Origin of the sequence: Streptomyces sp. NPDC087263 (assembly GCF_044744645.1) — a bacterium.
Classification (GTDB): Bacteria; Actinomycetota; Actinomycetes; order Streptomycetales; family Streptomycetaceae; genus Streptomyces.
This window is the reverse complement of record NZ_JBIUYT010000015.1, coordinates 23675-36568: the sequence shown is the minus strand read 5'-3', so window position 1 is coordinate 36568 and position 12894 is coordinate 23675. Positions and strand designations below refer to the sequence as shown.

The 12894-nt window shown below is 69.6% G+C and carries 10 protein-coding genes, 1 tRNA gene and 1 riboswitch; of the genes, 9 read left to right on the top strand and 2 right to left on the bottom strand.

Annotation, left to right across the window (positions count from 1 at the left end; translation table 11 throughout):
• Positions 1-199 precede the first annotated feature (199 nt).
• From ACIPC1_RS36625 to ACIPC1_RS36610, 4 genes are all read left to right on the top strand, one after another.
• Complete coding sequence (locus ACIPC1_RS36625; protein ID WP_402525251.1) at positions 200-1225, top strand: UDP-glucuronic acid decarboxylase family protein; 1026 nt, start codon at positions 200-202, stop codon at positions 1223-1225.
• An 88-nt stretch (positions 1226-1313) separates the two neighbouring features.
• Positions 1314-3254, top strand: coding sequence for a glycosyltransferase family 2 protein (locus ACIPC1_RS36620; RefSeq protein WP_402525248.1), 1941 nt, complete (start codon positions 1314-1316; stop codon positions 3252-3254).
• Positions 3255-3281: 27 nt separating this feature from the next.
• Positions 3282-4316 (top strand): UDP-glucose 4-epimerase GalE, encoded by a 1035-nt coding sequence (galE, locus tag ACIPC1_RS36615; RefSeq protein WP_402525245.1) that lies wholly within the window; start codon positions 3282-3284, stop codon positions 4314-4316.
• Between the two features lie 25 nt (positions 4317-4341).
• Entirely contained in the window at positions 4342-5676 is a 1335-nt protein-coding gene (locus ACIPC1_RS36610; RefSeq protein ID WP_402525242.1) for a UDP-glucose dehydrogenase family protein, read from the top strand.
• A gap of 163 nt (positions 5677-5839) precedes the next feature.
• Here the strand turns inward: ACIPC1_RS36610 and ribA are convergent, their stop codons facing one another.
• Both ribA and ACIPC1_RS36600 read right to left on the bottom strand, forming a co-directional pair.
• Complete coding sequence (ribA, locus tag ACIPC1_RS36605) at positions 5840-6466, bottom strand: GTP cyclohydrolase II (protein ID WP_384387721.1); 627 nt, start codon at positions 6464-6466, stop codon at positions 5840-5842.
• 146 nt (positions 6467-6612) lie between these two features.
• Positions 6613-7122 carry a MarR family winged helix-turn-helix transcriptional regulator gene (locus ACIPC1_RS36600; RefSeq protein ID WP_384387724.1) on the bottom strand — a complete coding sequence of 170 codons (510 nt, stop codon included), beginning with the start codon at positions 7120-7122 and terminating at the stop codon, positions 6613-6615.
• 119 nt (positions 7123-7241) lie between these two features.
• Here ACIPC1_RS36600 and ACIPC1_RS36595 point away from each other — a divergent pair, with 119 nt between their 5' ends.
• The 5 genes from ACIPC1_RS36595 (at position 7242) to ACIPC1_RS36575 (ending at position 12831) form a co-directional block, all read left to right on the top strand.
• Positions 7242-8378, top strand: a complete 1137-nt coding sequence (locus ACIPC1_RS36595; RefSeq protein ID WP_402525238.1) for a dihydrofolate reductase family protein — start codon at positions 7242-7244, stop codon at positions 8376-8378.
• Between the two features lie 233 nt (positions 8379-8611).
• The gene (locus ACIPC1_RS36590) at positions 8612-9823 is read left to right on the top strand and encodes an alginate lyase family protein (protein WP_402525235.1); all 1212 of its coding nucleotides are present in this window, start codon (positions 8612-8614) and stop codon (positions 9821-9823) included.
• 61 nt (positions 9824-9884) lie between these two features.
• A tRNA-Met gene (locus ACIPC1_RS36585) sits at positions 9885-9958 on the top strand.
• A gap of 134 nt (positions 9959-10092) precedes the next feature.
• Positions 10093-11385 carry a PP2C family protein-serine/threonine phosphatase gene (locus ACIPC1_RS36580; protein ID WP_402525232.1) on the top strand — a complete coding sequence of 431 codons (1293 nt, stop codon included), beginning with the start codon at positions 10093-10095 and terminating at the stop codon, positions 11383-11385.
• Positions 11386-11630: 245 nt separating this feature from the next.
• A riboswitch (cyclic di-AMP (ydaO/yuaA leader) is annotated at positions 11631-11788 on the top strand.
• Between the two features lie 11 nt (positions 11789-11799).
• Entirely contained in the window at positions 11800-12831 is a 1032-nt protein-coding gene (locus tag ACIPC1_RS36575) for a M23 family metallopeptidase (protein WP_402525229.1), read from the top strand.
• Positions 12832-12894: the final 63 nt, after the last annotated feature.

Here is a 12894-nt window from a genome sequence, read left to right as displayed (position 1 = left end):
CCGAGTCGGGTGGGTAATGTGACGACCATCACACCCGAAAAGGCCTAGACCACTAACTCCTTGGAGTGAGATAGTTACCGAGCACGACGGGTATTTCCATTACTGCACGGGAACTCTCATTCCTGCATAGATGCTTCCTTTGCTACGGGAAATCACCCTCGCCCTCACACCTCCCTCCCCCCATATTTCGAGGAGAATCGTGCGTATCGTCGTCACCGGAGGCGCCGGATTCCTGGGGTCGCATTTGTGCGATGCCCTGATCAATCGCGGTGATTCGGTCATCTGCGTCGACAATCTGTCAACTGGTCGGCGCGAAAACATAGAACACCTGATGAGCCATGATGAATTCGAATTCATCATGGCCGATGTGTCCGAGGAAATACCCGTCACGGTTCCTGTGGACGCCGTGGCCCACCTTGCGAGCCCCGCCTCCCCGCCCGACTACCACCGCATGCCCCTGGAGACGATGGCGGTCGGCAGTCGCGGCACCGAGCAGGGACTGGCGCTGGCCCAACGCAGCGGAGCACGCTTCGTGCTGGCCTCCACGAGCGAGGTCTACGGCGACCCGCAGGTCCACCCGCAGACCGAGGACTACTGGGGACATGTGAACCCCATCGGTCCACGCAGCATCTACGACGAGGCGAAGCGCTTCGCAGAGGCGCTGACCAGCGCGCACCGGCGAACTTCCCAGGCCAACACCGGGATCGTCCGGATCTTCAACACCTACGGCCCCCGGATGCGCCCGCACGACGGCCGGGTGGTGACCAGCTTCATCTCGCAGGCGCTGAACGGTGATCCGCTCACGATCTACGGCGACGGCTCGCAGACCCGCAGTTTCTGCTACGTCGACGATCTCATCCGTGGCATCGTCGCGATGATCGACTCCACCGACCCGGGCCCCGTCAACCTGGGCAATCCGCATGAGCGCACGGTGGCCGAACTCGCCGAGCTGGTACTGCGGCTGACCAAGGCCGAGAGCACCATCGAGTACCACCCGCTGCCGGTCGACGACCCCGCCCGCCGCCGTCCCCTGATCACCCGGGCGCAGCAAGTACTGGGCTGGGAGCCGGTCGTCTCCGACGAGGACGGGCTCCGCCGCACCGTGCAGTACTTCCAGGGCCGGCCCGAAGAGGTCGAGGCCGCTCGCGAGGCGATCGCGGGAGGGCAACTCGACGGCGCGGTGGTTCCCGCGCAGGGCACGGCCGGCGTCGTACAGGCCGCCTGAGGCCCTTCCGTCATCTCACGTCCCCTTCTTCCCCGCCGGCCGCCTCCCCCCTGCGGCCGGCGGGAGCGACATCCTCGGAGTCCAGCAGATGAGCGTTCTGCGTCCAGGCGCCGGACCGTCCCCTTCCAGTTCCGGTTCCAGTACCGATTCCTCCACCTCCACGGCGTCTTCCCTCCTCCCCGCGGTCCGCGGCGGCAGCTCCCTCGTTGCCCCCGCACTGGACGGCAAACAGCTGGCCGAGGCCGTGCTCACACTCTCCGACGGCCACGTCGTCGGGATCCCGTCGAGCGGGCCGGTGTTCGACCGTTCCTCCGGCCGGCCGCGCCGGCTTCTCAGCAGTACGTTCGTACCGGTGCTGGGCCGTGCCGACCGGATCGTGGTCGCCGTGTTGACCGCCGGCTGGCTGACCTGCCTGGGGCTGTTCTGGGTCTGGCTGCTCCAGCCGTCGCACCGGGTCGGCTGGCCGGGTCTCGCGATCAACGGCACGGTGCTGCTCTACCTGTCCGTGATGCCCGTCTACTTCATGGTCGGTGTCAACCGGCTCAAGCGGGTGGACCCTTCGATCGGCATCCCGCAGCTGCGGGTGGCCTTCGTCGTGACGCGGGCGCCGTCCGAACCGTGGGACGTCGCCAGGACCACCCTCCGGGCGATGCTCGACCAGCGCTACCCCCACCCCTTCGACGTGTGGCTGTGCGACGAGTCGCCGACCGACGAGATACGTGTCTGGTGCGACGACAACGACGTCGGCGTGGCGACCCGCTTCGAGGTGCCGGACTACCACCGGACCACCTGGCCCCGCAGGACCCGGTGCAAGGAAGGCAACCTCGCCTACTTCTACGACCAGATCGGCTACTGGGAATACGACGTGGTGGCGCAGCTCGACTGTGACCACGTCCCCGAGCCCGGCTACCTCGCCGAGATGGTCCGGCCCTTCGCCGACGAGGCGATCGGCTACGTCGCCGCACCGAGCGTGTGCGACTCCAACGCCGAGCTGTCCTGGGCGGCGCGCGGCCGGCTGCACCGGGAGGCGACGTTCCACGGCCCGGCGCAGCTGGGACACAGTGCGGGGCTGGCGCCGGCGTGCATCGGCTCGCACTACGCGGTGCGTACCCAGGCACTGCGTTCCATCGGCGGCATCGGCCCGGAGCTGGCAGAGGACTTCTCGACCAGCTTCCTGCTCAACTCCGCAGGCTGGCACGGTGCCTTCGCCATCGACGCCGAAGCGCACGGTGACGGTCCGCTGACCTTCTCGGCCATGCTGGTCCAGGAGTTCCAGTGGTCGCGCAGCCTGACCACCGTCCTGCTCGACCTCGTTCCCCGGCACCTGCCCAGGCTGCCGTGGAAACTGCGGCTGCGGTTCCTGTACGCCCTGTCGTACTACGTGCTGCTGGCGACGACCACGGTGGCCGGTATGGCTCTGGCGCCCGTCGCCGCGGTCACCGGCACCCCGTGGATTCACGTCGACTACGTCGAGTTCCTGCTGCGCTGGTGGTCGATCTCGGCCTGGGTGCTCGCGCTGGCACTTCTGCTGCGGCGCCGAGGACTGCTGCGTCCCCGGCGCGCTCCTGTCATCAGCTGGGAGAACAACCTCTACTGCCTGACGCGCTGGCCACTGATCGCCTGGGGAGTGACAGCGGCGGTCCTCCAGCGGATCAGGCCCCGGCAGATCACCTTCAAGGTCACTCCCAAGTCCGCCCTAGGCCTGGAACCCCTCCCCCTGCGGCTGACGCTCCCCTACCTGACGACGAACGTGCTGCTGGCAGCCGCTGCCCTCTACGCGGAGAGCTGGACACACGCGGCCGGCTACGTCTTCCTGTGCCTGCTGGGATCGACGACCTACACGGTCGTGGGACTCCTCGTTCCGCTGCTGCACGCCGGGGAAGCCGCCCGCGCCGCCGGAGTCCGGCTGCGCATCGCGGTGCGCAGCACCGTGGCGGTCCCGCTGGTGGCGGCCCTGCTCGCGGCCGTGCCCGTCGCCATCGCCATCGCCCGCTACCCCGCCTACGCCAGCGCGTTCCTCGGCTGGTAGCCGCGCCCGACGAAAGCGAGAACCCCTGTGCCCCAGACTGTCCTTGTCACCGGTGGCGCCGGCTTCATCGGCAGCCACACCTGTGTGGAGCTCCTCCAGTACGGTCACGAGGTCATCGTCGTCGATGACTTCTCCAACAGCTCGCCCCCGGCCCTGGACGCGGTGCAGAAGCTGGCAGGCCGGCCCCTGGTGTTCCACCAGGCCGATCTGCGGGACGGCGCGGCGCTGGACGCCGTGTTCACCGCCCACGAGATCGACTCGGTCATCCACTTCGCCGCCAAGAAGGCCGTGGGCGAATCGACCCGTATCCCGCTGGAGTACTACGACATCAACGTCAGCGGCACCGTCACCCTGCTCCGGGCCATGACCCGGCACGGAGTGCGCCGACTGGTGTTCTCCTCGTCCTGCTCGATCTACGGCGAGACCCCGAAGGTCCCGCTGGACGAGGACGACCCCGCCGCCCCCGCCAACCCGTACGCCCGGACCAAGTACCTCTGTGAACAACTGCTCGCCGACGCGTGCGCGAGGTACCCCGAGCTGTCGGTGATCGCCCTGCGCTACTTCAATCCGATCGGCGCCCACCCGAGCGGCGAGATCGGCGAGGACCCGACCGGCATACCGAACAACGTGCTGCCCTACATGGCCCAGGTCGCCGTCGGCCGCCTCACCGAACTGCCCGTCTTCGGCGACGACTACCCCACCCCCGACGGCACCGGAGTACGCGACTACATCCACGTCTCCGATGTCGCCGACGGCCACCGTGTCGCCCTCGACCACCTCGACGACGAGCAGGGCCTGCGGGTGTTCAACCTCGGCACCGGGACCGGCGCATCGGTCCTGGAGCTCCTGGCCGAGTTCACCAAGGCCGTCGGTGCCCCCATCCCGTACCGCATCCAGGCACGCCGCGCCGGTGACGTGCCCACCCTCATCGCCGACCCCGGCCGCGTCGAGCGCGCCTGGGGCTGGCGGACCACCCGCGACCTCACCGCCATGTGCGCCGATGCCTGGCGTTTCCAGCAGCTCCACCCCAACGGCTACTCCAGCGGTTCCCCCACCGTCTGATCCGCATTACGAGGAGGCCCCCCACATGCGTCTCACCGTCATAGGCACCGGATATCTCGGTGCCGTCCACGCCGCCTGCATGGCCGAGATCGGTCATGACGTCCTCGGTGTCGATGTCGACACCGCCAAGATCGAAGCACTGGCCGCCGGCCGGACCCCGTTCCACGAGCCGGGTCTGGACGAGATACTGGCCCGCAACGTCGAAGCGGGCAGGCTGCGCTTCTCCACCTCGCTCACTGAGGCCGCCGAGTTCGGTGACGTCCACTTCATCTGCGTCGGCACCCCGCAGAAGCCCGGGTCCAACGCCGCCGACATGCGCTACATCGACGCCGTCGTCGATGGCCTCGCCCCGCACCTGCACCGCGACACGCTGGTCGTCGGGAAGTCCACCGTCCCCGTCGGCACCGCGGCCCGCCTCACCGAGCGGATCCGCGCCCTCGCCCCGGTCGGCGCGGCCGCCGCGCTGGCCTGGAACCCCGAGTTCCTCCGTGAGGGATTCGCGGTGCAGGACACCCTGCACCCGGACCGGCTGGTCGTCGGCGTCACCTCACCGGCAGCCGAAATCCTCCTGCGTGCCGTCTACGCCCCCGTTCTGGACAGCGACGACACACCGTGGATCTCCACCGACCTCGCCACGGCCGAACTGGTCAAGGTGTCCGCCAACGCCTTCCTCGCCACCAAGATCTCCTTCATCAACGCCATCGCGGACGTCTGCGATGCCGCTGGCGGCGATGTCACCACCGTGGCAAAGGCCATCGGTTACGACGCCCGCATCGGCCCGCGCTTCCTCTCCGCGGGCCTGGGCTTCGGCGGCGGCTGCCTGCCCAAGGACATCCGCGCCTTCTTCGCCCGCGCGCAGGAGCTCGGGGTAGAGGAGTCGCTGGGCTTCCTCAAGGAGGTCGACGAGATCAACATGGGGCGACGGCTGCGTACCGTCGACCTGGCCCGCGAACTCGTCGGCGGCTCCTTCCTCGGCCGCAACATCGCGGTGCTCGGCGCGGCCTTCAAGCCCAACAGCGACGACGTACGGGACTCCCCCGCGCTCAATGTCGCCGCCGCGATCCAGCTGCAGGGCGGCCGGGTCCGCGTCCACGATCCCGCCGCGATCGACAACGCCCGCGCCGTGTTCCCGAGCCTGGACTACGCCCTCGACGTCGACAAGGCGTGCGAACAGGCCGACCTGATCCTCCATCTCACCGAATGGCAGGAGTACCGCGACCTCGACCCCGAGGCGCTGGCCGCGACGGTGCGCAGCACACGGATCCTCGACGGCCGCAACGCGTTGCCGGTGGAGCGGTGGCAGGCGGCGGGGTGGACCGTACGCGCACTCGGCCGGACCTTCGCCGGCGCCACGGTGTGAGCCGGAGCGCTCGGTGAGCCGGTAGAACCGCAGACCGAGGAGCCCGTCGGTACCCCCATGCCGACGGGCTCCTCTCCGTCTCCGCATACCTGGTCGTCCATGCCCTTGAGGACAAGGGCATGGACGCGGCGACTTCGGGAGTCGGCCGGAGACGGCGGGGCTGTCAGCCCGCCGTCAGCTCCGTCAGCGGCAGTGTGTGCTGGGTCTGGAGGACCTTGGCTCGGAGGTAGCGGACGTTGTGGGCGGTGGTGAAGACGCCCGTGGGAACGCGGTGGGCGACCGTGATACCCAGGTCGCGGAGCTGGTCGGCCTTGTCGGGGTTGTTGGAGAGCAGGTCCAGGGAGTCGATGCCGAGGGCCCGGAGCATCTGGGCGGCCGCGGTGTAGTCGCGGCCGTCCTCGGGGAGGCCGAGCGCGGCGTTCGCGGCGTAGGTGTCGAGGCCCTGGTCCTGGAGGGCGTACGCGTCGAGCTTGTTGTAGAGGCCGATGCCGCGGCCCTCCTGGCGGAGGTAGAGCAGGACACCGCCGCGGTCCGCGATCCGTTCCACCGCCTCGCGCAGCTGCGGGCCGCAGTCGCAGCGGGCCGAGCCGAAGACATCGCCGGTCAGGCACTCGGAGTGCAGCCGCACCAGCGGGTCCGCTCCGGGTTCGCCCAGGACTACGGCCAGGTGTTCCAGGCCGTCGGCGAGGCCGTGGAAGGTGACCAGTTCCCCGTCGACCGAGTAACCGTCGCCGAAACGCAGGGGCACGGTGACTCGGGTGCGCACCGTGGCGGTGGGGTAGTCGCGCATGTTGTCTCTCCGGTCCGGTCCAGCGGGTTCGTACATCGGCCCAGTGCTTAAGATTTGAAACATATCCTTGGAAACGCACACTACATGGTGCTTTAAAGTTCAAGCAATGGGGTTCGTGGTACTACGCGCCTCACGCGTCTCGCGCCTCATGGTGTGGATGAACGCCGCCGCCACGGCAGATCTTCCCGAGAAGCCGTGGCATTCTCGCCCTCGATCGCCCGCGTGACCTTCCGGCAGATCTCCTCCAACTGTCCGACCTCCTCGGCGGTCAACTGGTCGAAGAGCGCACTCCGTACCGTCTCCACATGCCCCGGCGCCGCCCGCTCCAGGACGGTCATGCCCTCGTCCGTGAGGACGGCGACATGGCCGCGTTTGTCGCTGGGGCAGCCCTCGCGGCGTACCGTGCCGTCGTTCTCCAGCCGGGTCACGGCGTACGTCAGACGGCTGCGGGTGATCTTCAGGATCTCCGCGAGCTCGGTCATCCGCAGCCGCCGGTCCGGCGCCTCGGAGAGCATGGCGAGGATGGAGTAGTAGAGGTGCGGCATGCCTGCCTGTGCCTGGAGTCCGCGGTCGATCGCGTCGCCGACGAGGGAGGTCGCGGAGATGTACGAGCGCCAGGCGCGCTGTTCTGCGGGGGAGAGCCAGCGGGTCGTCATGCCGCCAGTGTAGGTATTGTTTAAAAGTTGAACCACCATGAGTCGAGCGGACCGGAGACGGTCGGCCACAGGCCACCATTGAGTCGTATCGAGCTGTCGCGAGTTGGAGTGTGCGCCCCATGCCCCACCCCTACGTCCTGTTGTCCGCCGCCGTCTCCCTCGACGGCTTCCTCGACGACACCGGTCCCGAACGGCTGCTCCTCTCCGGTGCGGCCGACTTCGACCGCGTCGACGAGGTACGGGCGTCCAGTGACGCGATCCTGGTCGGCGCCGGCACCCTCCGCACGGACAACCCGCGGCTGCTGGTCAACTCGGCCGAGCGGCGCGCGGCCCGGGTGGCCGCGGGGCGCTCCGCGTACCCGTTGAAGGTCACGGTCAGTGGGTCCGGTGACCTCGATCCCGGCGCGCGGTTCTGGCACACCGGCGGCGAGAAGGTCGTCTACACGACCGACAAGGGCGCCGGGCGGCTGCGCGGTCTGGGGCTGGGGCCGGACACCGAGGTCGTCCCGGTCGGCGCCGAACTGGACTGGCGGGCCGTCCTCGCACACCTCCATGACGTACGAGGTGTGCGGCGCCTCATGGTCGAGGGGGGCGGCCGGGTGCACACGCAGTTGGTACGGGAGGGGCTCGCGGACGAGATCCAGCTCGCCGTCGCGCCGCTGTTCGTCGGGGAGACGGACGCGCCCCGGCTCTTCGGGCCCGGCCCGTACCCCGCCGGGCGGCTGAGGATGGTGGAGACGCGGGCCGTCGGGGACGTCGTACTCATTCGGTACGTTCCCACCTCGCCCGGAGCCGGTGGGCTCGCCTCCGCCGCCGACCGGCGCTGGCTGGGGGTTGCCTGCGAGCTGGCGGCCTTGTGTCCGGCGTCGGAGAGCGCGTTCAGTGTGGGGGCGGTCGTGGTGGCCGCGGACGGGACCGAGCTGGCGCGCGGGTACTCCCGGGAGGGTGGTGATCCCCTGGTGCACGCTGAGGAGGCTGCGCTCGCCAAGGTCGATCCTGCCGATCCCCGGCTCGCGTCCGCCACCGTGTACAGCAGCCTTGAGCCGTGTGCTCGGCGGGCTTCGCGGGCCGTGCCGTGTGCGCGGCTCATTCTTGATGCCGGGGTGCGGAGGGTTGTCACCGCTTGGCGGGAGCCGGACACGTTCGTGGCGGGGGCCGACGGGAACGGGGTTCTGGCGGCGGCGGGGGCCGAGGTCGTCGTGCTTCCTGAGTACGAGGAGCTCGCGGTGGCGCCCAATCGGCATCTGCTGGGGTAGCTCGCGGCGGGGTGGATGGTGCGGCCGTGCGTTTTTTCGCCCCCGCCGCCCCCTACCCGTTCCTTCTTCCTGGGGGCTGCCGCCCCCAGACCCCCGCAGTCGGCCTGAACGGCCCCGTCCTCAAGTGCCGGACGGGCTAAAAGATCTCAGGCGGCCTAAGAGATCCTGCGCCCCCTCGCCCCACACGTAAAGCTGCTCCTGAGCCGGCACAGAGGACAGAGGTAGGAGCAGCGATGGGTTCAGTGGGGCGGCGGGTGGCGGCGGTGCTGGTGGCGCCGCTGTTGGTGGGGCTGGTGGCGTCGTGCGGGATGTCGTCGCAGGGGCGGACGGTGCGGGCGCGGGCGAAGGACGCGGCGTTCGAGCACCCCGGGGTGCTGGTCAGCAAGGACCAGTTGACCGCCGTACGCAGGCATGTGGACGCCGGGGAGCAGCCGTGGCTGCAGGCGTTCCTGGACATGCGGGACAGCAAGTACGGGTCGTACAAGTACGAGGCGAAGCCGTACGCCACCGTCGAGTGCCCGCCCGGCACCCGGGCCGGGCACGGCTGTGTCGAGGAGCGCGAGGACGCGATCGCGGCGTACACGCAGGCGCTGCTGTGGAGCATCACGGGCAAGCAGGAGCACGCCGACAAGGCGGTTCAGATCATGGACGCCTGGTCGGGGAAGGTGAAGAGGCACACGGAGGGGAACGCCGGCCTACAGACCGCGTGGGCCGGGTCCACCTGGGCGCGGGCCGGGGAGATCGTGCGGCACACCGGAGCCACCTGGCCGACGGCGAGCGTGGCACGGTTCCAGGGCATGCTGCGGACCGCCTACCTCCCCGAAGTCAGCAGGAAGGTCCCGGACTACAACGGGAACTGGGACCTCGTCATGACCGACGCCGCCATCGGGATCGCGGTGTTCCTCGACGACCACAAGGCCTTCGACGACGCCGTCGAGCGGTTCCGCCAGCGCGTGCCCGCGTACTTCTACCTCGCGAAGGACGGGAAGGTGCCGCTGACACCCGTCGGCAGCACCGTCGACACCCCGCAGAAGCTGACCACGTACTGGTTCGGGCAGCAGCGCTACACGGACGGGGTCTCGCAGGAGACCTGCCGCAACTTCAAGCACGTCGGGTACTCGCTCGCCGCCACCGCGCACATCGCCGAGACCGCCTGGCACCAGGGCGTCGACCTCTACAGCGGCGTCAAGGACCGGCTGAAGGCCGCGCTCGACTTCCACTCCAGATACCAGATGGGGGAGACGGCGCCCGCGTGGCTGTGCGGCGGGCGGGTCGACCGGAACATGGGGCCTGACCTGGAGGTCGCGCTCAACCACCTGGAGGACCGGCTCGACGTGCACGTCCCGGCCGCCCACCGGCTGGCCGAGCAGACCCGGCCGGCCGGCACGGACGATCTCTTCGTGTCCTGGGAGACGCTCACGCACGCCGGGAATCCGGCCGCCTGAGGGGTGGGCATCCATGCTGGTCCTGGGGGTCCCGCTGATGGCGTATAGTTGCATTCAACGGCGCGGGGTGGAGCAGCTCGGTAGCTCGCTGGGCTCATAACCCAGAGGTCGCAGGTTCAAATCCTGTCCCCGCTACTCAAGGCCAAGGGCCGGAACTCGGATTCACGAGTTCCGGCCCTTGGTGTTTTCCTGTACCCCGGGGGACGCCGGCGTCCCCCGGTCGGCTCACACCGGTCGCCCCCCGGCCCCGCTCCGGGAAATCTGGACGGGTGGGGCAGCAAGCAGGCGAGCAGCGGGCGGGGGATCCGCACGACCGGAGCAATCCGTCCGGCGACCGGAGCGGCGACCGACACGGCGATCCGTACGAGGGTTCGCCCGACCGGCCGCTCGACCCGTCGTACGACCGGTCCGGTGGGCGGTTGCCGGGCGATCCCGTGCCCGACCCCGGGCTTGCGGGCGCGGCGCCGCCCGGACCGGCGGGAACGGACGGGCGGAGGGTCTCGTACACCCAGAGGTTCGTCCGGGTGTTCCCCGCACTGCTCATCGTCGCCGGGATTCTCTACGAGTACTTCACGCCGAAGGACTTCACCGGCGCCCCCCTCTTCACGGCCGCCGTGCTCGTGGCGGCGCCCCTCTACTCGCTGCGCCGCACCGTGGTGACCGGAGCCCTGGCCGTCGTGGGGGCCGTCGCGGTCCAGATGAAGCTCGGGGTGGTCCTGCACGCCGAGTCGGTCACCGAAGCGATCACGGTGGCGACGGCCGCCGCACTGGCCGCCTTCATCAACGTCGTCGTCCGGCGCGGCAACGAGCGGCTCGCCTCCGTCCGTGAGATCGCCGAGGCCGCCCAGCGCGCCGTACTGCCGCAGCCCGAGGAGCGGATCGACGGGCTCGACGTCGCGGCGCGGTACGAGGCGGCGCAGGAGGACGCGTTCATCGGCGGTGACCTCTACGCGGTGCAGGACTCCCCGTACGGCGTACGGCTGATCGTGGGCGACGTACGCGGCAAGGGCATCGGTGCGGTGGCCGCCGTCGCCGTCGTCATCGGGGCGTTCCGCGAGGCGGCCGAGCAGGAGGCGACGCTGGAGGCGGTCGCGGGACGCCTGGAGCGGGCCCTGGCACGCGAGGGCACCCGGCGCGAAAGCCTCGACGCCTTCGAGGGGTTCACCACGGCGGTGCTGGCGGAGATCCCGCACGGCGAGGAGATCGTACGGATCGTCAACCGCGGCCATCCCCCGCCGCTGCTCCTGCGCGCGGACGGCACGCTCGTCTCGCTCGACGCCGAAGATCCCGCACTGCCCCTCGGAATGGGCGAGTTGGGCATGTGGCCCGACCGCGCGCAGCAGGCGGAGTTCCCGCGGGGGGCCATGCTGCTTTTCCATACGGACGGGCTGTCCGAGGCCCGCGACGAACGCGGGCGCTTCTACGATCCTGCGGCGGCCCTCGCCGGACGGACCTTCCCGGCGCCCGAGGCGCTGTTGACCACCCTTGCCGAGGAGGTCCGCCGGCACTCCGGCGGCGGCACGACGGACGACATGGCGCTGCTCGCCGTACGGCGTCCGTGAAAGCCTTCGGTCGCGTTGTCACCAGGGGTGATCGGATGGCGTCCCTCCGCATAACATCTGATACACCGTCAGAAATCCGGTGACCGACAAGTGATGGTCAACTCGCCCGTTTTACGGTGGTGATGACCTGTAAGTCCTGGCCAGAAGCGTTAATGATCAGTCAGAACGGCTTGGAATCCGGTGCCCGCGTCTATTAACGTTCGATAACGCAGCGCGGTAGTCCCAGCCGTCACAAGAGTCGGCTCCGTGCGCACGCGCCGAATCCCGCAAGGGAACCGGGGAACCACCAACTTGGGGTGAATCGAGCGTCTTCCGCGGTGGGAACACCAGCGGTTGACGCGCGTAGGAGACCTTCCTGCTCCGAACCCGTCAGCTAACCCGGTAGGCGAGAAGGAAGGAAAGGAGCACGCCCACGTGGCGTCCAACCCGCCTGCCCAGGCACCCTCGTACCCGCCGAGCCAAACGCACACCTTCGGTTACGGCATGGACGACGAGGGCCCCCGGGAGGAGTGGAATCCCACCGAGGAATCCCTCCCTCCCATCCGCGGCCGGCACCGCGTCTCCAAGCAGCGCGGAGGCGGCGGACTCGCTCGCAGCTCCACCGTTCTGGGCGTCGGCGTCATAGCCGCCGTCGGCGCGGGCGGCATGGCCACCGCGGCGCCCGGTAAGCCGCCGGTGTCGATCTCGGTACCCGACCTGCCGTCCGTCGGCTCGATCCTCTCGGACGACAGCTCCGGCGACGAGGCCAAGGGCTCCACCACCCCGCTCACCAGCGCCGGTCTGACGACCGCCGACACCGAGCAGGGCGCCACGGACGCCGGCGAGGTCCTGCGTTCGCGCATCATGCAGCAGGCCGAGGTCCAGAAGGACCAGGCGGACACCGCGGCCCAGCAGGCCGCCCAGACAGCCGCCGTGAAGAAGGCAGCCGACGCCGCCGCCGCGGAGCAGAAGGCGGCCGAGGCCAAGGAAACCGCCGCGAAGAAGAAGGCGGAGGAGGAGGCCGCGGCCAAGGCGGAGGCCGAGCGCCTCGCCGAGCTCGCCAAGAGCTACACGCTGCCGACCTCCTCGTACACCATCACCTCGACCTTCGGTCAGGCCGGCGCGCTGTGGTCCTCCGGCTACCACACCGGCCTCGACTTCGCCGCTCCCACGGGCACGCTGATCAAGGCGGTCCACAGCGGCACCGTCACGGAGGCGGGCTGGGCCGGGTCGTACGGCTACCGCACGATCCTCACCCTCGACGACGGCACGGAGCTGTGGTTCTGCCACCAGTCGTCGATCAGCGTCAGCGTGGGGCAGAAGGTCGCCACCGGTGATGTCATCGGGCGCGTGGGTGCGACGGGCAACGTCACCGGGGCGCATCTGCACCTGGAGGTTCACCCGGACGGCTCCGAGACCGGGATCGACCCGATGGCGTGGCTGCAGAGCAAGGGGCTCAACCCCTGACGCGTACGGTGCCGTACAGGCGCGTACGTGCGTTGTTCCCTGATCCCCGGCAGCCCTGACGTC

Excerpts from the sequence above, each read along its gene's own strand:
- ACIPC1_RS36620 (WP_402525248.1), top strand. The coding sequence starts at position 1,314 with ATGAGCGTTCTGCGTCCAGGCGCCGGACCGTCCCCTTCCAGTTCCGGT.
- ACIPC1_RS36595 (WP_402525238.1), top strand. The coding sequence starts at position 7,242 with ATGCCCCACCCCTACGTCCTGTTGTCCGCCGCCGTCTCCCTCGACGGC.
- ribA (WP_384387721.1), bottom strand. The coding sequence starts at position 6,466 with ATGCGCGACTACCCCACCGCCACGGTGCGCACCCGAGTCACCGTGCCC.
- ACIPC1_RS36590 (WP_402525235.1), top strand. The coding sequence starts at position 8,612 with ATGGGTTCAGTGGGGCGGCGGGTGGCGGCGGTGCTGGTGGCGCCGCTG.
- ACIPC1_RS36600 (WP_384387724.1), bottom strand. The coding sequence starts at position 7,122 with ATGACGACCCGCTGGCTCTCCCCCGCAGAACAGCGCGCCTGGCGCTCG.
- ACIPC1_RS36610 (WP_402525242.1), top strand. The coding sequence starts at position 4,342 with ATGCGTCTCACCGTCATAGGCACCGGATATCTCGGTGCCGTCCACGCC.